General features: G+C 62.3%; 21 protein-coding genes and 1 tRNA gene. 10 read left to right on the forward strand and 12 right to left on the reverse strand.

Features of this window, described 5'->3' with window-relative positions:
* The first annotated feature begins 110 nt into the window (after positions 1-110).
* Positions 111-1,805, forward strand: coding sequence for a chloride channel protein (locus CMV30_RS13360; protein ID WP_217494394.1), 1,695 nt, complete (start codon positions 111-113; stop codon positions 1,803-1,805).
* A 92-nt stretch (positions 1,806-1,897) separates the two neighbouring features.
* On the opposite strand, the gene CMV30_RS13365 is transcribed toward CMV30_RS13360, so the two are convergent.
* Complete coding sequence (locus CMV30_RS13365) at positions 1,898-2,848, reverse strand: glutathione S-transferase family protein (protein WP_096056508.1); 951 nt, start codon at positions 2,846-2,848, stop codon at positions 1,898-1,900.
* Between the two features lie 86 nt (positions 2,849-2,934).
* On the opposite strand from CMV30_RS13365, the gene CMV30_RS13370 reads away from it, so the two are divergent.
* Entirely contained in the window at positions 2,935-3,735 is an 801-nt protein-coding gene (locus CMV30_RS13370; RefSeq protein WP_096056509.1) for a hypothetical protein, read from the forward strand.
* Positions 3,736-3,753: 18 nt separating this feature from the next.
* Here CMV30_RS13370 and CMV30_RS13375 read toward each other — a convergent pair whose 3' ends face one another.
* On the reverse strand, positions 3,754-4,866 hold the full coding sequence (locus CMV30_RS13375; RefSeq protein ID WP_096056510.1) for a glycoside hydrolase family 5 protein: 1,113 nt from the start codon (positions 4,864-4,866) through the stop codon (positions 3,754-3,756).
* Between the two features lie 291 nt (positions 4,867-5,157).
* On the opposite strand from CMV30_RS13375, the gene CMV30_RS20805 reads away from it, so the two are divergent.
* Together CMV30_RS20805 and CMV30_RS13385 are read left to right on the forward strand one after the other, a co-directional pair.
* Positions 5,158-7,167 (forward strand): glycoside hydrolase family 97 protein, encoded by a 2,010-nt coding sequence (locus CMV30_RS20805; protein ID WP_096057758.1) that lies wholly within the window; start codon positions 5,158-5,160, stop codon positions 7,165-7,167.
* Between the two features lie 22 nt (positions 7,168-7,189).
* A complete protein-coding gene (locus tag CMV30_RS13385) occupies positions 7,190-7,684 on the forward strand; it encodes a GNAT family N-acetyltransferase (protein WP_096056511.1) in 495 nt (164 codons plus the stop codon).
* 155 nt (positions 7,685-7,839) lie between these two features.
* On the opposite strand, the gene proB is transcribed toward CMV30_RS13385, so the two are convergent.
* The 5 genes from proB to CMV30_RS13405 all read right to left on the reverse strand — a co-directional run bounded on the left by proB (position 7,840) and on the right by CMV30_RS13405 (position 11,330).
* On the reverse strand, positions 7,840-8,979 hold the full coding sequence (gene proB / locus CMV30_RS13390; protein WP_245844190.1) for a glutamate 5-kinase: 1,140 nt from the start codon (positions 8,977-8,979) through the stop codon (positions 7,840-7,842).
* On the reverse strand, positions 8,976-9,413 hold the full coding sequence (locus tag CMV30_RS19915; RefSeq protein WP_175414873.1) for a hypothetical protein: 438 nt from the start codon (positions 9,411-9,413) through the stop codon (positions 8,976-8,978). Before CMV30_RS19915 ends, proB begins: the two co-directional genes overlap by 4 nt.
* Before the next feature lie 24 nt (positions 9,414-9,437).
* Positions 9,438-9,995, reverse strand: coding sequence for a ribosome recycling factor (frr, locus tag CMV30_RS13395; RefSeq protein ID WP_096056512.1), 558 nt, complete (start codon positions 9,993-9,995; stop codon positions 9,438-9,440).
* A 191-nt stretch (positions 9,996-10,186) separates the two neighbouring features.
* Complete coding sequence (gene pyrH, locus CMV30_RS13400; protein ID WP_096056513.1) at positions 10,187-10,927, reverse strand: UMP kinase; 741 nt, start codon at positions 10,925-10,927, stop codon at positions 10,187-10,189.
* Positions 10,928-11,009: 82 nt separating this feature from the next.
* On the reverse strand, positions 11,010-11,330 hold the full coding sequence (locus tag CMV30_RS13405; protein ID WP_096056514.1) for an ElaB/YgaM/YqjD family protein: 321 nt from the start codon (positions 11,328-11,330) through the stop codon (positions 11,010-11,012).
* Between the two features lie 247 nt (positions 11,331-11,577).
* Between CMV30_RS13405 and CMV30_RS13410 the strand changes: the two genes are divergently transcribed.
* Positions 11,578-12,672: a cyclic nucleotide-binding domain-containing protein gene (locus CMV30_RS13410; RefSeq protein ID WP_175414874.1), complete on the forward strand. Its 1,095-nt coding sequence runs from the start codon at positions 11,578-11,580 to the stop codon at positions 12,670-12,672.
* A 110-nt stretch (positions 12,673-12,782) separates the two neighbouring features.
* Here the strand turns inward: CMV30_RS13410 and CMV30_RS13415 are convergent.
* A tRNA-Gln gene (locus tag CMV30_RS13415) sits at positions 12,783-12,856 on the reverse strand.
* A gap of 164 nt (positions 12,857-13,020) precedes the next feature.
* Between CMV30_RS13415 and CMV30_RS13420 the strand changes: the two genes are divergently transcribed.
* Positions 13,021-13,323, forward strand: coding sequence for a Dabb family protein (locus CMV30_RS13420; protein ID WP_096056516.1), 303 nt, complete (start codon positions 13,021-13,023; stop codon positions 13,321-13,323).
* A gap of 66 nt (positions 13,324-13,389) precedes the next feature.
* Here CMV30_RS13420 and CMV30_RS13425 read toward each other — a convergent pair whose 3' ends face one another.
* Together CMV30_RS13425 and CMV30_RS13430 are read right to left on the reverse strand one after the other, a co-directional pair.
* The gene (locus CMV30_RS13425; RefSeq protein WP_096056517.1) at positions 13,390-13,917 is read right to left on the reverse strand and encodes a peroxiredoxin family protein; all 528 of its coding nucleotides are present in this window, start codon (positions 13,915-13,917) and stop codon (positions 13,390-13,392) included.
* 67 nt (positions 13,918-13,984) lie between these two features.
* On the reverse strand, positions 13,985-14,221 hold the full coding sequence (locus tag CMV30_RS13430) for a thioredoxin family protein (RefSeq protein ID WP_096056518.1): 237 nt from the start codon (positions 14,219-14,221) through the stop codon (positions 13,985-13,987).
* A 181-nt stretch (positions 14,222-14,402) separates the two neighbouring features.
* Between CMV30_RS13430 and CMV30_RS13435 the strand changes: the two genes are divergently transcribed.
* Together CMV30_RS13435 and CMV30_RS13440 are read left to right on the forward strand one after the other, a co-directional pair.
* A complete protein-coding gene (locus CMV30_RS13435) occupies positions 14,403-14,762 on the forward strand; it encodes a winged helix-turn-helix transcriptional regulator (protein ID WP_096056519.1) in 360 nt (119 codons plus the stop codon).
* Positions 14,759-15,454 carry an MOSC domain-containing protein gene (locus CMV30_RS13440; RefSeq protein ID WP_217494395.1) on the forward strand — a complete coding sequence of 232 codons (696 nt, stop codon included), beginning with the start codon at positions 14,759-14,761 and terminating at the stop codon, positions 15,452-15,454. Before CMV30_RS13435 ends, CMV30_RS13440 begins: the two co-directional genes overlap by 4 nt.
* Positions 15,455-15,524: 70 nt before the next feature.
* On the opposite strand, the gene hflX is transcribed toward CMV30_RS13440, so the two are convergent.
* Positions 15,525-16,820 (reverse strand): GTPase HflX, encoded by a 1,296-nt coding sequence (hflX, locus tag CMV30_RS13445; RefSeq protein WP_096056520.1) that lies wholly within the window; start codon positions 16,818-16,820, stop codon positions 15,525-15,527.
* Positions 16,821-16,946: 126 nt separating this feature from the next.
* Between hflX and CMV30_RS13450 the strand changes: the two genes are divergently transcribed.
* Together CMV30_RS13450 and CMV30_RS20810 are read left to right on the forward strand one after the other, a co-directional pair.
* A complete protein-coding gene (locus tag CMV30_RS13450; protein ID WP_138223295.1) occupies positions 16,947-17,753 on the forward strand; it encodes a hypothetical protein in 807 nt (268 codons plus the stop codon).
* 188 nt (positions 17,754-17,941) lie between these two features.
* Positions 17,942-19,012 (forward strand): response regulator, encoded by a 1,071-nt coding sequence (locus CMV30_RS20810; RefSeq protein ID WP_138223296.1) that lies wholly within the window; start codon positions 17,942-17,944, stop codon positions 19,010-19,012.
* A gap of 89 nt (positions 19,013-19,101) precedes the next feature.
* Here the strand turns inward: CMV30_RS20810 and CMV30_RS20815 are convergent, their stop codons facing one another.
* Positions 19,102-20,199, reverse strand: coding sequence for a helix-hairpin-helix domain-containing protein (locus tag CMV30_RS20815; protein ID WP_138223297.1), 1,098 nt, complete (start codon positions 20,197-20,199; stop codon positions 19,102-19,104).
* Positions 20,200-20,285: the final 86 nt, after the last annotated feature.

The following is a 20,285-nucleotide window of genomic DNA, read 5'->3' on the forward strand; positions in this document are numbered from 1 at the left end:
CGCTTTGTCTCCGAGGGTGGAGGCGGTCTTGAATGGTGGGTTGTCAGCGGTCTGTTCTGTGCTGACGCTGATGTCAGAGAATGGACTTTGTTTCCCGCAATTTTCAGCGATTGCCACCGCAAGCCCGTGCGATCACGGCGACGGTGATTTTCGGTCTGGCGGCCGGATTGATCGCGGTGGCGTTTCATCTGGCGATCCACGTAATCTACGCGCACGGGATTGAGGCGCTGAGCCATCAATCGACCACGTGGTTTCTGGTGGGGAGCTTTTTGTTGGTGGGGGTGACCTCGGGTATTTCCGGCTGGTTGCTGACGGCGTTCTGCATCGAGGCGGCGGGCAGTGGGATTCCCCAAGTGAAACTGGCGTTCTGGCGAGATTTTGGACTGATCCCGTGGCGGGTGGTGTGGGTGAAATTTATCGGAGGCGCGCTCAGCGTTGGCGGTGGCAGCAGTTTGGGGCGTGAAGGTCCATCGGTGCAGCTGGCGAGTGCGCTGGCGTCGAATGTGGCGGGTGCGTTGGGAACGCCGAAACATATGCGACGGACGGCAACGGCGGCGGGCGCGGCGGCAGGGCTGGCGGCGGCGTTTAACACGCCGATCGCAGCGGTGACGTTTGTACTGGAGGAGATCATTGGCGATCTGAACAGCCGGATGCTCGGCAGTGTATTGCTGGCATCGGTGCTGGGCGCGCTGGTGGCGCATGGGTTGTTGGGCGCGCAACCGGCGTTTACGCTGCACAGCGTCGGCAATGCGCATTGGGCGGGCTATGTGCTGACGCCGCTCGTGGCGGCGGTGGCGACTTTGGCAGGCTGCTGGTTTCAGAAAATGGCGCTAGGGCTACGGCTGATCAACAAGCGCCCGCAGCGTTTGCCGGCGTGGTCGCGGGTGATGCTGGGTGGGATTTTTGTGTGGGCGGTGGGCGCGGCGGTGTTTCTGGGGACGGGGCATCTCGGCGTATTCAGTCTGGGCTATGACGATCTCTCGACGGCGTTGAACGGTGGGATGCTCTGGCAGATCGCAGCGTTGTTGCTAGCCGCGAAACTGGTGGCGACGGCGGTGTGCTATGGGCTGGGCGGATGCGGCGGCGTGTTTGCACCGACGTTATTTTTTGGTGGCATGGCGGGAGCGGCAATTTCAGCGCTGGCGGCGTTGGTGCTACCGCTGACGGCGGGGGATCACGTGATGCTCGCGGTGGTCGGCATGTGCGCGTGTCTGGGCGGAGTGGTGCGTGCGCCGGTGACGGGCATCTTAATCGTGTTCGAGATGACGCATGAATTCGCGCTGGTGCCGGCGCTGATCATTGGCGCGTTGATCTCGCAGGCGATCAGCCGGCGGGTGACGCCGCATAATTTCTACGAGGAAGTACTCGCCCAGGACGGGCAGCACGTGGAGCGGATCGTGCCGCCACGGAGTCTGCGGACATGGATGGAACTGCCGGTGGCGCGGATCGCGAATTTCTCGCCGGTGACGATCACCGAGCTGGTGCCAGAGAAGTTGAGAACGTTTCTGGCGACGCACAGGCACGATCAGTTTCCGGTGGTGATCGAAGGGAAACTCGTAGGTGTGTTGAGTCGCCGCGCCTGCGAAGAGGCGCTGGCTGGCGGGCGGGCGCCGACGCCGCAAAACGCGACGATCTGCACAGCGGAGACGACATTGAGGCAGGTGCAGACACTGATGATCGAGTCGGCGGGGCAGCTAGTGGTGGTGGTCGATCAGTCCGGCGTGGAGGCGCGGGTGATCGGGTTGCTGACGCTGCACGACATCCTGCGGGCGGAGATGGTGTTTGCGCGGGAGCAGGAGGATTGACGGCGGAGGGTGGCGTTCGGAGAACGGAATAGGACTTATAGGTCTTATGGGACCTATAGTACGTATGGTCGGAGAGCGGAGCGGTTGTGGGCTCAGGCGAGTTTTTCGCGGCCGTGAGGGGCGTTGAGATCGAGTAGCGGGCCTAGGGGGACGATGCCTGTCGGGTTGATCTCGGTGTGCGTCGCGTAGTAGTGCCGCTTGATGTGATCGAGGTTCACGGTGCCGGCGATGCCGGGCTGCTGGTAGAGGTCGCGGAGGTAGCCGTGGAGGTGGTGGTAATCCACGATGCGGCGGAGGTTGCACTTGAAGTGGCCGTGGTAGACGGCGTCGAAACGGATGAGTGTGCAGAAGAGGCGCCAGTCGGCTTCGACGATGCGCGGGCCGAAGAGGTAGCGCTGGGTGGCGAGGCGAATTTCGAGATCGTCGAGCGCAGTGAAGAGCGCACGGGCGGCGCGTTCGTATTCGGTTTGTGAGGTCGCGAAACCGGCTTCGTAGACGCCGTTGTTGATGCGTTCGTAGATGAAGGCGGCGAGTTTCGCGTGCTCGGTTTCGATCTCGATGGGGAAGAGGTTCACGTCGCAGCGGCTGATGGCGGCGAAGACGTCGTTGAACATGCGGCAGAGGTCGTCTTCGGAGTTGTTGACGATCTGCCTGGTCTTTTTGTCCCAGAGCACGGGGACGGTGAAGCGGCCTTGGAATGTGGCGTCGGTCGCGCGGTAGGCTTCGCTGAGGAATTTGAAACCGTTGACCGGATCGATGGTGTGACCCGGGCCGTCGGTGAAGCGCCAGCCGCGGTCGTCGCGTTCGGGGTCGACGACGGTGAGGCCGATGACGTCTTCGAGGCATTTGACGTGGCGGGCGATGAGCGTGCGGTGTGCCCAGGGGCAGGCGAGGGAGACGTAGAGGTGGTAGCGGTCGCGTTCGGCGCTGAAGCGGGCGGTGGGGTCGGCGACGATCCAGTGGCGGAAGGCGTCTTGCTGGCGTTGGAAGGCGCCGTTGGATTGTTGTTCGGCGGCGAATTGGGGTTTGGCATGGACCGACATTCGGCGAACTGAGTGCCGATTTTTCGTGAACGCAATTGGTGCAGAGACGTTGAATCTCACGTGGTCATCCTCAAATCGGCTCCCAAATGAATGTGTCGCATCAAGTAATTCTCCCTGCAAAGAAGGGAGCTATGCCAAGTTTCATTTGGGATCGAGACCCGAGCGAAGCGTACTCTGAGCCCTACGAGTATCCCGCCCAAGAGCAGTTTGTCCGCGAAGCCATTGCGTTGTTAGATGCATTGAAGTCCCAATTCTCTTTGAGGGACGGCCTTTTCAGGAGGGACGAACTTTCGCGGGAAAAGTCAGTTTGGATGCTAGAAGTAGATGCTTTGGAAGCGTTGGCTGACGCGATAGTTCTTATCGGGGAAAAAAAGCATCGTATGGCTTCAAGGCTATTTCGAGATGCGTTGGAGACTCAGGACTTGGCGTTCTATTTCGCTAAAGCAGGACCAGTAGCAGATGGAGACTTAAAGCGGTGGTATGGTGATGACGTCATTCCTCACCGGGTCGCTCGCGAGTTTGTGAAATCAGTGCACGGCAATGCTAGATGGGAAGCATTGAGGGAGCTGTACGGGGCGCTAAGTAAATACACCCACCGAACATATAGTGCTGTTGGGAAAAGTTATGTTTTGGGAAGGAACGAAGTCATCTTCTATGACGGATTTCGTGGTGGAGGCACTTCGTTGGTACTTCCTCATGTGATTTCTTTTTCTTACGCGGTTTTGGCCATGCTGATACGGCGATTCATGGAAGTCGCGGTAATCACTGGGCAGATCTCCCAAGAGACAGCGGATCAAATCTGGAGTCAGTCTATGGAGCCAGAACCTGTTCCCCGGCGTTTCGTTCGGGTTATTCGACCTGAAGATGTTCCGGAAGATCTGAACTGATCGATAGTGTGAGCAACATTACCGGATCAGAAGGCCTTCGAGGATGGGGGTGGGTTTGCCTTCGGGCGAGCGGATGGCGAAGCCGCCTTGGTAATCCCAGACGGCCCAGCTCCAGGCGTGGCGTTCGGCGGCGGTGGTGACGGCTTTGACGTAGTTGCGGCGTGAATCCGCGTCGGCGACGTCGTAGGCGCCGAATTCGCCGATGTAGAGTTCGCGGCCTTTGAGGTGCGTGGCAGCCCAGGCGGCGACGGTGGCGAAGGCGGTGTCGATCTCGGCGGCGGTGAGTTCGGTGTTGGAACTTTTTTGGACGAAGTGATCGGCGGGGATGGTTGTCTTGGAGAGGTCGGGGACGCGGCCGGGGAATTTGATCAGAGGCATGTCGGCGGGGAGTTGGACCCAGCTGGCGCGTTGGTGGGTGAAGATGAAGGGTTCGTAGAAGTGGAGCGTGAGGGCGATGTGCGGATCGTCGGGGAGGATGACGTCGGTGACGGTGTGGAAGGCGCTCCAGCGGTTGGAGGTGAGGTAGACGATGCGGGTGGGGTTGCTCGCGCGGATGGCGGCGAGCATGCGGGCGTTGAAGGAATTGAGCTGGGCGTTTTCCTTGGCGACGGGTTCGTTGAGGATTTCGAAGCGGAGGTAGTCGCCCTCGTCTTTGAAGCGGGCGGCGAGTTTTTCCCAGAAGGCGGCGACGGAGAGCTGGAGTTTTTCGTCGGTGAAGACGGCGTTTTCCTGGACGGCGGCGTTGAAGTCGGCGCCGGGGAGGAAGTGCATGTCGAGGATGGCGCCGAGGTCGTGTTCGCAGGACCAGCGGAGGGCGCGGACGAAGGGGGCGATTTTAGATTCGTCGAGCGCTCCGTCGGCGGTCTGCCAGAGGCGTCCATCGACGGGGAAGCGGATGTGGTCGAAGCCTTGGCGGGCGATCCAAGCGACGTCTTCCTCGGTGAACCAGTTGGCGGCGTAGGGGCGTTCGTCGTAGTTTTGGGAGAGCCAGTGGCTGACGTTGACGCCGCGTTTGAAGGTGACGGGGCCGGCGGCGGCGATGGGTTTGGGGGCGGCGGCGTGGGTGGTGGAGAGTAGCAACGGAGAGAGCAGGGTGAGTAATACGGCGAGGAGGCTTCGGGGGAGGGGCATGAGACAGACGAAGGCGTGGAGCGTGGGGCGGGCAAGCGGGGTGGTTGGAGATCCTTGCCCTAACAGTTGAGAGCCAGCTGTGCGCTACGTCGGATTTTTTAACCACAGATGGCACAGATGGGGAGGGATGACGGAGGGGATTGTGGGTGGTTGGGTGGGAGAGCGGGCAGAACGGACGATGCGGAGCATCCGTCCCTACCTCGGAGGAAGAGCGCCGTTGAGAGGCTCCTACAGTACGATCCAGCGGTTTCGGACTGGCGCGGGGGCGGGCGGGGGCGCGGAATCGGCGGGATGAATTACCCCATGATCGGTCGAGGTGTGTTGCGGTGCATGCTGGTGTGGCTGGCGGTGTTGAGTGGTGCGGGGTCGGGCCGGGCGCAGGAGATGACGGCGGGCGTGGTGCAGAGTCCGAGTGGGGAACTGGTGGTGCGGGTGTCGCTGACTGCGCGGGGGGAACTGCGCTACGCGGTGGCGCGGGCGGGGCAGGCGGTGCTCGGGGAGTCGAGGCTCGGAGTGGTGCGTGACGATGCGGATTTTTCGAGCGGGCTGCGGATGCTGGAGCAGACGAAGACGCGGAAGGTGTCGGACAACTATGAGCTGCTCACGGCGAAGCGGCGGGTGAATGAGTATCGGGCTAACCAGACAATTTTCCGGGTGGCGGCGAAGAGCGGGGAGCGGATGGACGTGATTTTCCAGGTGTCGAATGACGGGGTGGCGTTCCGGTATTTTTTCCCTGCGGCGAATGGCAAGAAAGCGGGAGAGGGGGAGAAGCGGACGATCACGGAGGAAGTGACGACGTTTAAGTTTTCGACGGAGGCGCGGGCGTGGTTGCAGGCGATGTCGGTCGCGAAGACGGGGTGGAAGGAGACGAATCCTTCTTATGAGGAGTATTATCAGAAGGAGATTCCGGTGGGGACGGCGTCGCCGCTGGGGGCGGGGTGGGTTTATCCGGCGTTGTTTCGCACGGGAGAGACGTGGGTCTTGCTGAGCGAGACGGGACTGGGACGTGGTTACGCGGGAACGCGGCTGCGGTCGGAGTCGCGGGATGGCGAATACGCGGTGGGGTTTCCGGATGGACGGGAGCGGTTTCAGGGCGGGGCGGTGAAACCGGAGTCGGTGCTGCCGTGGACCACGCCGTGGCGTGTGATCGTGATCGGGGATCTGGCGACGGTGACGGAGTCGATGCTGGGGGTGGATCTGGCGGATAAGCCGAAGGTGATGACGGCGGAGGTGAAGGCGGAGATCGTGCCGGGGAAGGCGGCGTGGAGCTGGCCGCTGCTGGGCGACAAGGAGACGAACTTTGAGGTGCAGAAGCGGTTCATCGATTATGCGGCGGAGATGACGTGGCGGTACTGCCTGATCGACGCGTTGTGGGATACGCAGATCGGCTATGAGCGGGTGAAGGAACTCGTCGATTACGCGGCGACGAAGGGGGTGAAGGTGCTGCTGTGGTACAACTCGGGTGGCGACTGGAACGGTGCGCCGCAGACGCCGCGCGACCGGATGCTGACGCGGGAGAGCCGGGCGGAGGAGTTCGCGCGGTTGAAAGCGATGGGTGTGGCGGGGATGAAGATCGATTTCTTCGGCGGGGACGGGCAGTCGCAGATCGAGTATTACCTGGATATTTTGGAGGAGGCGGCGCCGTTTGGGTTTTTGATTAATTTTCACGGCTGCACGCTTCCGCGGGGGTGGCAGCGGACTTATCCGCACTTGATGACGATGGAGTCGATTCGCGGATTGGAGTTCATCACGTTCGAGCAGGCGAATGCGGATCAGGGGCCGACGCACGCGGCGATGCTGCCGTTTACGCGGAATGTTTTCGATCCGATGGATTTCACGCCTGTGGTGCTGGATCGCATCAACAAGATCGAGCGGCGGACGAGCAGTGCGTTCGAGCTGGCGCTGTCGGTGCTGTTCACGTCGGGAATCCAGCACTACGCGGAGATTCCCGAGGGGATGGCGAAGGCGCCGGAGTACGTGCGGGCGTTTTTGCGGAAGGTGCCGAGTGTGTGGGACGAGGTGAAGTTTGTGGACGGTTATCCGGGGAAGTTCGTGGTGATGGCGCGTCAGGGTGAGGGGCGCTGGTACGTGGCGGGGATCAATGCGGAGGCGACGGAGAAGCGCGTGGAGTTGGATTTGAGCCGGTTGAAACTGGGGCGCAGCGCGAAGGGCGTGTTGATCGAGGATGGCGCGGAGGGAGGGAATCTGTCGTTCGCGCGGCGCGAAGTGAGTGTGAAGCGCGGGGAGAAGGTGGAGGTGACGATCAAGCCGAACGGTGGATTCGTGATCGTGTTGGAGTGAGGCCAGCGCGAGGGTCGGTGCGATGAGTGATGATGCGCCGAATGTGTTTACGTGGATCGAGGCCGGGGCGGCGGATGAAGACACCGTCCTGTCGTTGATGCGGGCGTTTTATGCGGAAGAGCGGCTGGTGTTTTCGGAGGTGGAGGCTCGTGTGGCAGTGAGGGAGTTGCTGGCGCGGCCGGAGTTGGGGCGGGTGTTCTTATTGAGTGAGTCGCAGGGCGGCGAGGGTTCGAGGGCCGCGTATGGGCATTTGGTGCTGACGTTTGGGTTCAGCCTGGAGTTTCGCGGTCGGTTTGTGCTGCTCGATGAAGTGTTTGTCGGAGCGGAGCTACGCGGGAAGGGATTTGGAAAGGAGGCGGTCGAGTTCGCGGCGACGTGGGCGAGGACGCAGGGAGTGGCGGCGTTGCGGCTGGAGGTTAATCGTGCGAACGGACACGCGCGGGAGGTCTACTTGCGGCGTGGGTTTGGGGACGACCGGCGCGATTTGATGACGCGGTGGGTGGGGCGGGGAAAGTAGCGAGTAGGCGGAGTAAAACGACGGGGATCTGGCTCATGCAAAGCCGCCAAGGCGCAAAGGCGGAAGGTGGGCAGGCCGGAACGGCGACGGACGAAGGTGTCTCGCGAAGGGCGCGAGGGTGGGGCGGAGGTTTCTCCGCGTCTTAGATGACGCGCTTACAAGAGGGCGAGGTCGTCGCGGTGGATGACGTCGAGGCGCTTGCGGGAGGGGAAGCGGGCGCGGACTTCGTCGCCGTGCTGGCCGGCAATGGCGGTGACTTCGGCGCTTGAATAAGCGACTTTGCCGCGGGCGAAGGTGGTGTGTTTCGCGAGGGTGCTTTCGCCGGTGCCGTCGAAGGCGATGTTGACGATGTCGCCGGGGGCGAAGGTGCCTTTGACGCCGGTGATGCCGACGGCGAGGAGGCTGCGGCCTTGTTCGCGGAGGACGGGGACGGCGCAGGCGTTGACGAAGATGGTGGCGGATGGGCGCTGGTAGTAAGCGAGCCAGCGTTTTTTCGATTCCATCGGAATGCCGGAGGGAACGAAGAACGTGCCGGGGCCGGTGCCGGAGAAGAGACGGGGAAGGATTTCGGGCTCGGCGCCGCTGGCGATGAAGACACCGCAGCCGGAGCGGACGGCGAGTTTGGCGGCGGAGATTTTTGAGATCATGCCGCCGGTGGCGGTTTCGCTCGTGGTGCCACCGGCCATGGCCTCGATCTCGGGCGTGATTTTTTCGACGACGGGGACGATTTCCTTCGTGCCCTTCATGTCGATGAGGCCGGGAGCGGTGGAGAGGATGACGAGGTGCTGCGCCTCGATCAGGCCGGCGACCATGGCGCCGAGGGTGTCGTTGTCGCCGAACTTGAGGAGAGCATTGATCTCGGCGGCGCTGACGGTGTCGTTTTCGTTGATGATCGGGATCGTGCCGTAAGAAACGAGCTGGTTGAGGACGGACTTGATGCTGAGGTGGCGGTCGCGTTCGCGGAGGTCTTCGTGGGTGAGGAGAACCTGGGCGACGTTGATGCCGTGGGGATCGAAGCCGCGCTGCCAGGTTTGCATGAGCAGGCTCTGGCCGACGGCGGCGCAGGCTTGTTTCTTGGTGACCTCTTTGGGCTTTTTCGTGAGGCCGAGTCGGCCCATGCCGAGACCGACGGCGCCGGAGGAAACGACGATGACCTCAGTACCGGCTTTGTGCAGCGCGGCGAGCTGGGCGCAGAGACTCTCGATGCGCGCGGTATCCAATTGGCCGATGCCGTGGGTGAGGACGCCGGTGCCTAGTTTGACGACGATACGCTTGGGCTGGGTGCGAGTAATCAAGGTGAATGAGGGGCCAGTTTTGGGACCACACGTGGCGTTGGGATGAATAGAGCAGCAAAAAGAATAATGCCTGGGAGGACGCTGGTAAGGGGCATGCCCCCAAAGCAAAAAGCCAAAATACGACGCAGGGTTACGGCTCCAATGGTCAGATTAGTGAGCAACGTTCTTCTATCGACCGCAGCTCTTCCGATTCGATCAGCGTTCCAGTCATCATTCAGTAGCCGACAAATCCATGGAGTGATCCGGTACATCGCTGTGGCCATGACGCACACGATCTCGAACAGAACTAGAAGGGCAAAGACAGCGAGTCCGCCGTCGCTATCCGTCATTTTTGTATCTTCCAGACCAAAAAACCTGACCTGAAGTGCGAAGGCCGCGATGATCTGCAACAGCCCGAAAGCGGCTCCAGCTAAACTGGCGATGAACAGTCTCATGCCGGGACGGCCACTTATTCGAACTCAGACGTTGAGGAGTTCTTTTTCTTTTTTGGCGAGGTGGTCGCCGATGTCCTTGATGGTTTTGTCGGTCGCGGTCTGGGCTTCTTTTTCGTAGCGCTTGAGTTCGTCTTCGGAGATTTTGCCGTCCTTCTGGGCTTTCTTGAGGGCGTCCATGGTATCGCGGCGGACGTTGCGGATGTGGACGCGGCCTTCTTCGGCCATGCGGTTGGCGACCTTCACGAAGTCCTGCCGACGTTCGCGGGAGAGCTCGGGGAGTGGGATGCGGACGTTGGCGCCGTCGACGGTGGGATTGAGGCCGAGGTTGGCCATCTGGATGGCTTTCACGATGGCCTGGGTGATGCCTTTATCCCAGGGCTGGATCTGGATGAGGCGGGCGTCGGGCGTGGTGATGGCGGCGCAGGCTTTGAGCTGCTGCATGGAGCCGTAGGCTTCGACCATGACGCTCTCGACCATGACGGGGGAGGCTTTGCCGGTGTGGATGCTGCTGAATTCGTGCAGGGTGTAGTCGAGGGCCTTTTTCATCTTGGCCTGCATTTCGGTGAGGGCGGGATGGGACATGGGATTTTCGATTTTTGAATTGGGATTTTCGATTTCGGGCGAAGGCCGGAGAAGCGGAGGTTTTAATCTGGAACTCAGGAAAGCTGGAAACGGCAGAGGACGGGGGATTCGTCCCGCCGCTGGGATTCGGAAAGACTTGGCGAGTCAGGGCTCGTTCCAGCGTTCCGGAGTTCCCGATTTGTTTTTCTGGATCAGCTGTGGACGAGGGTGCCGACTTTTTCGCCGAGGACGGCTTTGCGGATGGAGTGCTCGTCGTTGAGGTCGAACACGAGGATGGGGACGTTGTTGTCCAGACAGAGAGAGAACGCAGTCGAGTCCATGACGTTGAGGCGGCCTTTGAGGGCGTCGATGAAGGTGAGGCTCTCGTACTTCACGGCGTCGGCGTGCTTCTTGGGGTCCTTGTCGTAGATGCCGTCCACCTTGGTGGCCTTCATGATGATGTCGGCGTGCATCTCGGAGGCGCGGAGGGCGGCGGTGGTGTCGGTCGAGAAATAGGGGTTGCCGGTGCCTGCGGCGAAGATGACGACGCGGCCTTTTTCGAGGTGGCGGATGGCGCGGCGGAGGATGAACGGCTCGGCGATCTGGTTCATCGGGATGGCGCTTTGGACGCGGGTGGTGACGCCCATTTTTTCGAGGCAATCCATCAGTGCGAGGGCGTTGATGACGGTGGAGAGCATGCCCATGTAGTCGCCGGTGGTGCGGTCGACGCCGCGTTTCTCGCCGAGCGAGCCGCGGAAGATGTTGCCGCCGCCGATGACAAGGCCGATCTGAACGCCGAGCTCGTGGATCTCTTTTACCTGAGAGCAGACCTTTTCGAGGATGGCTCCGTCGATGGCTTCGCCGGATTTAGCGCCTCGAAGCACTTCGCCGCTCAGTTTGAGGACGATGCGCTTGTATTTAACCGCCGGATGGATGGGCAGGGCGTGACTCATATGGGCCGGAGGAAACGGCCCGGGAAAAGGAGGGTCAATGCCCGAGATAACGAATGCAGCTCGGAGGCGCTAGGCGTTGGAATTATTTGCGAGCGAGCAAAATGCCGAGAACGACGCCGACGCCTACCGCGATGCCTGTGGATTTGTAGGGGTTGGCCCGGATGGCGGCGTCGGTTTTTTTGGCGACGGCGATGCTGTGGGCTTCGAATTCGGCGTAGGTGGTTTTGGCCTTTTCGAGCGCGGCGGCGAGATGCGTGCGGGCGACGCGGGCCTCGGCGGTGACGTTGTCGGCGGTGGCCTGGAGCAGGGCTTCGGCGTCCATCGCGACGACGCCTAGATCGGCCATGAGGCGCTTGCGGACGCTGTGGTAGTTTTCGTCGAGGTTAGGGAAGTGTGTTTCCATGGTTGGGTTCTCGCGTGAAGTTTGAGCCGCGCAGTCGGGCTGATTATCGCACAGACGCCCGAAAATGGCTTTGGTGCCAGCGGATTTGGAGAATGGTCCGCGCCGTCTAGGCTCGATGGCGTGGGCGGACGGGATTGAGGGTGAACGAAGGCTAGCTTCGGTGATCCTACGCTTAAAAGTGTCGTTTGAGGGCAAAGCTCAGGAGCGAGTCTCGGAGGTAGCCATTGAGAGGGAAGGCGTCTTTGGGATGTTAGAAAACGTGCGCGCGATGAGGCGGGCGATCCAGGTCCTGCTGAAGCGGCGCGATGCCTCCAGTTTGCCCACGGTGTCGCCACGGGCGATATCCACGCGGGTCCATCTAATCGTCTCCGGTGCGCGCGTCCTGCCTGAACTCGATGCGCATCAACCGCGGCTGGTCGATGTCGCTGAGCGGCGGCTCACCAAGGGCCCGCTTCGGATCGAGCGGAACTCACGGCTCGCCGCCGCCACCGCTGAAGAGGCGATCCTGGACAGCGGAAAGCGACTCTCGACCCGGACGATTATCAGCTGCACCGGCAACGCGCGCTCGCCGTTGCTGGCGGGATTTCCCACCGAGGGTCCAGGTGGCAGAATCGTGACGGAGCCCACGATGCAAGTTATCGGGACAACGGATACGTGGGCCGCGGGCGATTGCGCAGCGGTGCCGTTCCCCGGCGGAGGCACCACACGACCGCTCGCCATCTATGCGATGATGGCAGGTCGTCAGTTGGGTAAGAATCTGCGGGCCGTGCTGCGCGGGAAGCAGCCACGGCCGTATCGCTTCACCGGCTTGGGCGATGCTTGCACGCTCGGAGGAGGCCACGCCGTGGCGCACTTCAAGGGATTTCCTCTGACCGGTCGGTTTGCGTGGGTCATCTGGCGGTGCTTCATGATCATCTATCTACCGGCACGAGAGCGGAAACTCCGGGTGATCTTCGACTGGCTGCTGCAGCCTTGGTTTGGCCGTGATGTCCTCGATCTGAAAGTCACGCCTCCCGTCGGCCTCGGAAGCGCCCGCTATGAGAAAGGGCAGACGATCGTGCGCGAGGGGGATGTGGGTCGCAGCCTTTTTGTGATCCGCAGCGGTGAAGTGGAGGTGGTCAAGGCCACGTCTGACGGGCCGGTCGTCATCGCCACGCTTCGTGAAGGCGATCACTTCGGCGAGGCCGCTGTCTTTCGTAACGCCCGGCGCAACGCTTCGGTCGTCGCCCGCACGGCCGTCGAGTTGCTGGTTCTTCGCAGTGAAGCGGTGCAGGCTCTCGATCGAGGTCTCCCGGGCTTTCGCGAACGGCTTCCCGTCCGGGAACCGGGAGTAGAGGTTTAGACTGAGCCGTGCTGAGACCGGAGTTGATCGGTTTTGACCAATCAATCGCTGTCGCTGCGTAAGCGTCGAAAACCAACCGGCTCCTTTCGCTGCAGCGTGCCACTTTTTAGTGGCTGCCCGACATGGATTCGAACCATGACTAGGTGAGTCAAAGTCACCTGTGCTGCCATTACACCATCAGGCAAAAGGAGTGGTGGAACTTGGCTCTATTCAAAAGGGCGTCAAGGCCCGAGATGGGCGCGGCCCTGGGTGAATTTATGGAATGGTTTGCAGGGACGGAGCTGCGTAAGAGAAGCGCGTGTTTCGCGGCTTGCCAGACGAGCGGTGGCGAGGCGAAAACCCACGGTCATGATCATCCATTCCGTGTTCTTCTGGCTGAAACCTGAACTGACCGACGCGCAACGCGCGGGGTTTGTCGCCGCGGCTGAGTCGCTGCGTACGATCAAAGCGGTCGATTCGTTGTTCATCGGTCGTCCGGCGGCGATCGTGCCGCGTCCGGTGGTGGATGGGAGCTATACGTTCGCACTTTCGATCACGTTTAAGGATCTCGCGGCGCATGACGCGTATCAGATCGATCCGATCCACCGGAGCTTTGTGGACGGCAATAAACCGCTTTGGGACAAGGTGCAGATTTACGACGCGGCGAACTGAGCGGAGCTGCGCTGCGATACGGCGGGAGGGATGCGCGTGAGTGGCTCCGCGTCTTAAGTGACGCGGCTACGCCAGCGGTGAGTGCGGTGAAGCGAGGAGGTCGCCGATGGTGGCGCCGACGATGAGGTCGGAGACGTGGCCGAAGTGTCTGGCGCGGAGGCGGCCTTGCTGGTCGATGATCAGGAGACTCGGCGTCCCTTCGAGTCCGTAGGCGCGCATGGTCTTAGGGAGCGGCCAGGATTTTTCGTCGTGGCGGTCGACGGCGATGGGAAAGGTGAGGCGGTTTTCGTGGGCGAAGGCACGGAGGGAAACCGGTTTCATCGCGTCGTGATGTTCAAAGACCGAGTGGAGGCCGAGGACGGCGACCTGGGCAGAATCGAAGTGGCGCTGAATTTCTTTGGCTTGCGGGAGCCCGTGGGCGACGCAGCCGGGGCAGAGCATCTGGAACGCTTCGATGACGATGACGCGGTCGCGCAGGCTTTCGAGGGTGATGGGCTGAAGTGTGTTGAGCCAGAGCTCGGCGTCGATGGGCGGGGCGAGCGGGTACTTGTGGCTGGCGGGACCAGTGGTGGGAGCGGCGAGTGCAGTGTTCATGGTGATGAAAAATTTCCGGACGCGGGCGGCATCGGGATGCGGCCCGCGTCGCGTGGTTGAGTTTCGATTACTTGAGGTCGGCGAGTGCGGCGCCGAAGTTCAGGTGGATCGGCTGGCCGTCGATCACCAGGGCGGGGACGGATTTCACGCCGGCGGCTTCGGCTTCAGCGACGCGGTTTTTGGCGGAACCGAGGTGGACGACTTCGACGTTTACTTTCGTTGGGTCGAGATAACGAGTGACGACGCTTTCGGCTTCGAGACAGACAGGGCAGCCGGCGTGGTAGAATTTAGCGGAGGTTTTCATAGGAGGATTTTTTGAGTTTTGATTTTATGTTGGATGCAGCGGCGCAACCGGAGCGGTCGTGCCTGCTGACGTTGGCTAGATTATCAGCTTCTGGCGCGGCTCACAGAGGGCACTATTCGGGGAGCGGGCACCGTTTTGTGCCTGCTGGACGTGCGGGCTAGGGCCGGTACATTTTGGCGCGATGGCTTCCAAGCACCTTTCCGTTTCCGAGCGTTCGGCGTATCAGCGTCTTGAGGACGTGGTGGGCTGCAAGTGGTCAGCGGCCGTGGTCGGTGCGTTGCAGCGTGGCGTGAATCGGCCGGGGAAACTGGAGCGTTACATTCCAGGCATCTCGACGAAGGTGCTGACGGAGCGGTTGAGGAAGTTGCTCGATTACGGGCTCATCACGCGCGAGGAGCACGCCGGTGCTGTGCAGCATGTGGAGTATGCTTTAACGCCGACGGGAAAAAAGCTGGCGAGGATCATCGAGCAGTTGCACGAACTCCAGGGTGAACATGGCAAAGGCGCGGGCGGTGCGAAAAAGAAGGAGAGCGCGTCGTGAAGCTGCTGAGCATCCAAGTCGGAATGCCGAAGACGATCGGCGTGGCGAATGCGCAGGAGTTAATGGATCGCGAGTGGACCTCCGGCTTTTTCAAAGACCCGGTTGTCGGTTCGGTGGAGGTGACGCCGACGGGTTTGATCGGAGACGGGCAGGCGGATCTGAAGAACCACGGTGGACCGGATAAGGCGATCAATGCGTACCCGGCGGATTATTTTCCGGTGTGGCGCGAGGAGCTGGGCGTGGAGTTTTCGGCGGGGGCGTTTGGGGAGAATTTTACGACGGAGGGCGCGCTCGAAAAGGATGTGTGCATCGGGGATGTCTTTCGCGCGGGGGGAATCGTGGTGCAGATCACGCAGCCGCGGCAGCCGTGTTGGAAACTGGCGCGGCGCTGGCGGATCAAGGAGCTCGCGGCGCGCGTCGAACAGACGGGGCGGACGGGGTGGTATTTTCGCGTGTTGCAGACGGGAACGGTGCAGGCGCCGGCGGAGTTAACGCTGGTCGAGCGTCCGTATCCGCAGTGGACGGTCGCGGAGGCGAATGCCGTCATGCATCACCGGAAAACTGATTGGGCGGCAGCTGCGGCGCTGGCGGAGTGCGCGGCGCTTTCGGCGAGTTGGAAAGCGAGTCTGATGAATCGCGTGGAGACGAAAGCGGTGGCTTCGTCGGCGGGGCGACTTGGCGGGAACGAATGAGAGCCGGCTTAGGGCGCGAGAGCCGTGTCTTAAGTGACGCGGCTACCTCGGAGACGCGGAAAGTGTGCGATTACTTCGCGACTTCGAAGGGGGCGAAGAGGGCTTTTTGAGTGGCGGGGAAACGGCCGTGGATGCGGACGCCTTCGTCTTCCTGCTCTTCGCTTTGGACGTGGCCGAAGGCGTGAAGCTTGGCGATGACGTCGTAGCGGGAATGCGGGATGAAGAGTTCGGTGGCGCCGAATTGGTGGGCGATCTGTTCGATGCAGCGGTCTTGGAGTCCGTCGAGATTTTCGCCGGTGAAGGCGCTGACAAAGAGGGCGTCGGGAACGAGTTGACGGGCGCGCTGGCGAAGAGCGTCGGTCGTGGTGTCGTTTTTGTTGAAGACGGTGATGATCGTCTGGTCGGCGGCACCGAGTTCGCCGAGGACGCTGAGCGTGGTGGCGTGGTGTTTCTCGAAGTCGGGATTGGAGACGTCGATGACGTGGATCAGGAAATCGGCGATGATGACTTCTTCGAGCGTGGCCTTGAATGCATCGACGAGACGGTGCGGAAGGCGGCGGATGAAGCCGACGGTGTCGGTGACGAGGAGTTTTTGATTTCCGCGCAGGAGCAGCTGACGCGTGGTGGGATCGAGCGTGGCGAAGAGTTTGTCTTCGGCGAGGACGTTGGAGCCGGTGAGCTTGTTGAGGAGCGTGGACTTGCCGGCGTTGGTGTAGCCGACGACGGCGGCGGTGGGGACGGGGACGCGCTGGCGTTTGTGGCGCTGGACGCCGCGTTGTTTTTGGACGGCGACTAGCTCCTGTTTGAGACGCGTGATGCGATCGCGGACGAGGCGGCGATCTTGCTCGAGTTGAGTTTCACCTTCGCCGCCCATGCCGCCTCCGCCGCTGCGCTGACGGGATAAGTGGGTCCAGGCGCGAGTGAGTCGAGGAAGTGAATACTCCATGCGCGCGAGGGCGACTTGTAGAACGGCTTCGCGGGTGCGGGCGCGGTCGGCGAAGATATCGAGGATGACTTCTTCGCGGTCGATGACGGCGAGACCGGAGAGTTTTTCCCAGTTGCGCTGCTGGGCGGGGGACAGGGATTCGTCGATGACGATGAGGTCGGCGTTTACGGCCTTCGCCTGCGCGATAATTTCCTCGGTCTTGCCGCTGCCGAGGAGGGTAGCGGGCGTGGGAGCTCTGAGGTTGATGAGCTCGCGGCCGACGATGCCGATGTGAAGATTTTCCACGAGTTCGTTGAGTTCTTCGAGAAGCTCGGCGGCTTCACCGGGGTGCATTTCGTTGGTCTGGACGCCCACGAGAAAAGCGCGGTCGCAGCGTTTGGAGTCGTCGGTGGAAGGAGTCGAATCGAGGAAGTCGGCCATTGAGGAGGGCGGTCAGGCTACGGGGGAGAAGGGGAGAGTCAAACGGGTGATGGGTCCGTTGACGCGGGGGATTTTTGCGGGAGAGTGTCGGCCATGAATAGAGCCAGGCCAGCGATGTGGTGTGTCGTGTGCGTTGTGATCGCGGTGTTGCTTGGTGGATGTGTGGACGGGCCGGTGGTCAATGCGTCGGGTCCGGGGAACCGTTTGGGGAAGGCGGTGGATGCGAAAGGAACGCCGGTTCGGGCACCGTTCTATTATGAACCTTTGCCGGTGAGGAATGCGTGTTTTGTGGAGTCGGTGCGGCTTTACGATCAGTACCTGGGGCGAAACATCGGAGGGGAAAGTGGATGGGTGAAAGTGCTTCAGTGGGGGAGCCGGGAGAGCGACGACAAGATCGGGCTGGGCCATGCGGTGGCGGTGTTCACGGCGCGGGGGACGTTATGGACGTATGACATCAATCACGGATTCACGCAGCTGGCGGTGGCGGTTGACCGGCGGGCGGATCTGACGGATGTGACGCCGGAGATTTTCGCGAAGTATCCGCAGCAGCGGCCGGTGCTGGCGATGTACCGGGAGGATGGTTTCCAGCAGGAGCGGACGAAGGTGCCGGAGAATTTATTTTATCACGCGAGCCAGGATGTGCGCGAGGTGACGAAGGTGGCGAGCGAGCTGGGGCGGGTGCGGCCGGTGAAGGTGGTGGAGTTTAAGTTCAACGCAGGCGGGGAGTTGAAGACGGGGATGGCGGCGGCGTTTCTTTTTGGGAACCGGCCGTGTCTGTACATGCCGGCGAAGGGGACGCAGATCGGGCGGGTGCGGGTGACGACGATCGACGATCTGCCGTTGATCGTGAACATGCTGAAGCAGCTGTATCCGAATGCCACGGACGTGAAGTGGGGCGGGGGCGGGTACTGGTTTATGCCGCCGAAGGGGTGAAGGGGGCCGCGTAGAGGCGTTGCCCACGCGGTCAGGGGAGGTGGCGCGATGCGAACCGCAGGCTGGTGACTGTCATCAATTTTTTGAGACGCGGGCGGCTTGCGCGGCTTGGGCTAAGGTATTGAGCTGAGTGCGCCGATAAGGGGGATAGCTTTTTACCCGGACGGCGTTTCCCCTTCCACATGCTTGTGTCCAAAAAAATCCTGATCGCCGACGATGATCGCGGCGCGAGTGCGGTGCTGGCTGCGCGGTTGCGGGGGCTGGGGTGCGAGGTGCTGCCGGTGGCGGTGTCGCTTGAGGAGGCGTGCGGGATAGCGGTGCGGGAGCTGCCGAGCGTGGTGCTGGTTTCGATGACTTCGATCGATGGGGCGAGTGGCGGGCTGACGGCGGTGCGGGGGCGTTTCGCCATGCCGGTGGTTTTTATCGCGCCGAATGCGGGGATGGGGGCATCGCTGGGGCTCGAGCCTTTGGATTATGTGGTACGCGGGGGGAGCGAGCGGGAGTTGCAGCTGGTGCTGGTGGCGGTGTTGGGGCGGGTGGCGGGGGAGGCGCGGGTGCAAGAGGTGGAGTCGAAGCTGATTGCGGAGCAGGCGTTCGGCGATCTGGGGCGGGTGGCGGGATCGGTGGCTCACAAATTTAATAATGTGCTGATGGCAGTGACGAGCGGGGTGACGCTCGTACGGCTGGATCTGCCGGAGAATTCTGCGGCGGAAGGATCGCTGAAGAAGATGGAGGACGCGGTGGAGCGCGGGGCGGAGTTGTGCCGGCAGTTGCTGACGGGGGTGAAGCGGGAGGGCGGGACGTTGATGCCGGTGGCTGTGGCGACGGAAACGGCAGGAACGTCACTGGCTGCGGCGGGTGCGAATCCGCTGGCTCCGGCGGCGAAGCGCCCGGGGGCGCGGGGGGCGGTGTTGATCGTCGATGATGACGAGTCGGTGCGGGCTCTCGCGCGGTGGGTGGTGGAGAAGGCGGGTTATCCGGCGGTGGCGGCGCGGGACGGGGACGAGGCGCTGGAGAAATTTCGGGCCGATCCAGGGTCGTTCGGGCTGGTGCTGCTGGATCTGACGATGCCGCGGATGAGCGGCGAAGAGGTGCTTGTGGGGCTGCGCTCGATACGGCCGGGAGTGCGGGTGGTCATCATCACCGGCTACGGCGAGGAGTCGGTGCGGGAGGGTGAGCGCGAGGGGATCGCGGGGTTTTTGCAGAAGCCGTTCAGTCCGGATGCGCTGCGGGCGATGTTGCAGCGGTGTGCGGAGTGAGGCGCCGCCGGGCGCGGCGTGATTTTCGATTGGAGCGAGGACGCGGGATCGGCTTTGTGCGCGGTGAGGGCACCGCGCCTCCATCGGAGTCAGAGTTTTAAGAACGGCTTGAGTTTTGCGTGGAGTTTGGGGCCGAGGCCTTTGACTTCGAGGAGGGCGTCGAGGGTCTTGAAGGGGCGGGCGGCGACAATGGCGGAGGCGACGGGTTTCGAGAGGCCTTTGATCGCGGAGAGCTCGGCGGCGGTGGCTTTGTTGATGGAGATGGGGGCGGCGGTCTCGGCGGCGGCGGGCGCGGCTTTGGTTGGAGGCTTCTTTTTGGGAGTGTTGGAACGCCGAGCGGGTTTGGACGGAGGGGCGGACGCGGCTGGGGCGGAGATGGGATCGGGGGAGGACTTAGTGGTGGTCTCGGCGGTGAAGGGGGCTTGGGTCAGCGGGCTTTCGCCGACGGCGGGGGGCTCGGCGGTGTAGACGACGGGTTCGGCGAAGGTGGTGAAGTCGCGCGTGGTGTAGCCGGTGCCGGTCCATTCGCGAAGCATGAGGCAGAAGTGCCAGGTGCCGTCGGGCGGGGCTTTGAAGGCGAGGTCGAGGGGCGGGGGATTCCATTCGCTCTGGCCGGCAAGCGTACCGAGGACGGCGGCGGCGAGAGGAGCGCCGTTGAAGGGGCCGCCTGAATACGGTGCGGCGAGTGCCCAGAGCTCCAAGGCGAGCGTGCCGGTGAGGTTGGCCGCATCGCGGGGGTTTTCGATGGCGGCGACTTCGAGGGTGATGCGGCGACCGTCGATTTTGTAACCGACATGGCCGCGGAGGCACGGGAGGAGGAAAGTCTCGGGGCGCGGGTAGCTGGCGTAGCCGTGGATCTCGCCGGGAGAGGCGACGAGCAGGAGGACGAGCGTGAAGGAGCCGCCGCCGGCGGGTGGGTGAAATGCGGTGGTGGCGTGCAGCGGGGACGGTGTGCCGGTGAATCCGGCGAGCGAGCCGATGCCGATCTCAGCTATGAGGTGTCCGCTGATGGTGCCGCCAGAGAATGCTTCGTCACAGGCCCAGAGCTGGAGTGACCAGTCGTGTGTGGCGGCAGCGGTGGCGTCGTAAACGACGAGGTCGGCGTGGAGGTGAACGGAGTCACCGTCGATGGTGTAGCCGTGGTTGGTGCCGAGGCCGGCGGCGAGGATGGTGACGGTGGAAGGCATGATGCGAAATTTTCGATTTTGGAGTATCGATTTTTGATTGAGGAGGCGGAGGAGGAAGCGGGGTGTGGGGCGCCCCGCCTCCAACG

The sequence above is a fragment of the Nibricoccus aquaticus genome, from assembly GCF_002310495.1.
In the GTDB taxonomy this organism is placed as follows: Bacteria; Verrucomicrobiota; Verrucomicrobiia; order Opitutales; family Opitutaceae; genus Nibricoccus; species Nibricoccus aquaticus.